Origin of the sequence: Streptomyces milbemycinicus, assembly GCF_002154605.1 — a bacterium.
Classification (GTDB): Bacteria; Actinomycetota; Actinomycetes; order Streptomycetales; family Streptomycetaceae; genus Streptomyces; species Streptomyces milbemycinicus.
This window is the reverse complement of record NZ_MUNE01000825.1, coordinates 1-1,806: the sequence shown is the minus strand read 5'-3', so window position 1 is coordinate 1,806 and position 1,806 is coordinate 1. Positions and strand designations below refer to the sequence as shown.

1 protein-coding gene and 2 pseudogenes are annotated in these 1,806 nt (G+C 71.3%); all 3 read right to left on the bottom strand.

The window, feature by feature from the left end; genetic code table 11:
- Positions 1-573 (bottom strand): annotated as a pseudogene (locus CCN51_RS47095) (extensin); the annotation flags it as partial.
- Positions 570-1,523 (bottom strand): C40 family peptidase, encoded by a 954-nt coding sequence (locus CCN51_RS47090; protein WP_014181126.1) that lies wholly within the window; start codon positions 1,521-1,523, stop codon positions 570-572. The pseudogene CCN51_RS47095 and the gene CCN51_RS47090, both read right to left, overlap by 4 nt.
- Positions 1,523-1,806, bottom strand: a pseudogene (locus CCN51_RS47085) (replication-relaxation family protein); the annotation flags it as partial. The pseudogene CCN51_RS47085 and the gene CCN51_RS47090, both read right to left, overlap by 1 nt.

Genomic DNA, 1,806 nt, shown 5'->3' with positions numbered 1-1,806 from the left:
GTGCGGGGTTCGGGCGGGTGGTCGGATGGCGGGTGCGGGTGCTCCCGGAGTGCTCCCGTTCTGCTCCCGGAGCGGTTCGGCGGCGGGGTGCGGGTGCACCTGCTGGGGTGCGGTGGCCGGGTGCGGGTGCGGGTGCAGGTGGCTGGTGCAACGGCGGTAGGCGGCGATGGTTTCGGTCAGGCCGATGAGGAGCAGTGGGGGTACGGAGTGCAGGAGCACTCCGGCGGGGTTGGCGTGGCGGGGCCAGCCGATGTGGTCGTCGGGCCACAGCGAGGTCCAGGTGTTCATGAGGGTTGCGGCGAGGCCGGATGACCAGCGCAGGGTGGTTGACCAGCGTGGTGGGGGGATGCCCCAGGCGGCGAGGCGGGCGTCGGCGTACAGGACGGTGGTGAGGGTGAGGGCGACCATCGGGTCCAGGAGGAGGGCGATGGGCCAGGGGATGTGGTGGTCGGTGGCGAAGAGGGTGACGTTGACGGCGGTGAAGACGAGTGCGAGGACGGCGACGCCGGCCAGGATGCGCACCAGGGCGCGCAGCAGGGCATCGACTTCGGCCTGGCTGGGCTGTTGGCTCACCGGGCACCGCGCATATTCGGGCGGGTCGCACCCTGATATGCGGCGCCGGTCAGCCGGACTCGGGCCTCGCGGACCTCGGCCCCGGGGCGGGGTGCGTCGATCATGCGGTGGTGTCCTGTGTAGATCCCGACGTGGGTGATGGCCTGGGGGCCGGTGCCGAAGAACAGGAGATCTCCGGGCAGGGGATGCTCTCGGGCGGCCAGGCGGGGTCCGGCGTCGTACTGGTCTTGTGCCACGCGCGGGAGGGTGATCCCGATGCTGGCGTAGGCGGCTTTGGTCAGGCCGGAGCAGTCGAAGCCGCCCTCGGCGGGGCCATCACCGCCCCACACGTACGGCGTGCCGAGCTGGCGGCGTGCGAAGACGACTGCATTTGATGCGCGCGCGGAGCCGGTGGCGGGTGCGGGACTAGTTGCCGGGGAGGCGGCGGCATAGCGTCGTGCGATCCGCAGGATGCCAGCGACGTAGGCGTGGGAGTGGTTGTAAGCGTAGATCGCGCGCTTGAGGCTCTGGCTGTGCCGGGCGCCGTTCGCGCACAGCAGGCGTGCTGCGGCGAACACGGCGTCGACTGGATCCCACGGGGTCGGCGGTCGTTTCCCGCCCGGGGGTACCGGATGTGCGTAGGTCCTGAAAGTGGATGGCAGGAATTGCATGGGCCCGACCGCGCCTGCCGGGGATTTCATGGTCGGGTGGCGGCCGTGGTTGGTCTCAGCCTTGCCGATCGCGGCGAGGATCGTCCAGGACAGGCCCGGGCATTCAGGGGCGGCCTGCTGGTAGAGGTCCAGCATGGCCGGCGGAACGTCGGACAGAGCGTTCTTGCCCGGGGTGGTCGTGGAGCTGCTGGAGCCGGGGATGAGCGAGTCGAGGAGAGCGGCTACCAGGAGGGCGGCCAGGAGCGGTAGTGCCACGATCGTGCAGCCGATGCCAGTGGTGGCCTTGACGAGCATGCTCATCAGGCTGGTGTTGCGGGCGGCAGTGGGGGGACGGGGAGGGTCAGGGCGGTGTCGGCGTCGGTGGGTTCGAGTCCGGCGGCCGGGGTCAGGTCGGTCCAGTGGGTGGCGAGGGCGGTGAGCGTCGTGCGGCGGGCTGCGGGTTCGAGCGGGGTCCACCAAGGGCCCCATGGGGTGTCGGTGGTGAAGTCCAGAGAGGAGGTGGCGACGCACAGGTCCAGGTCGCGGGCGGGTTGGGTGAGGCGGTGGCGGAGGGCGCGGTCGCGGGAGGCGGTGCGGGTGTGGA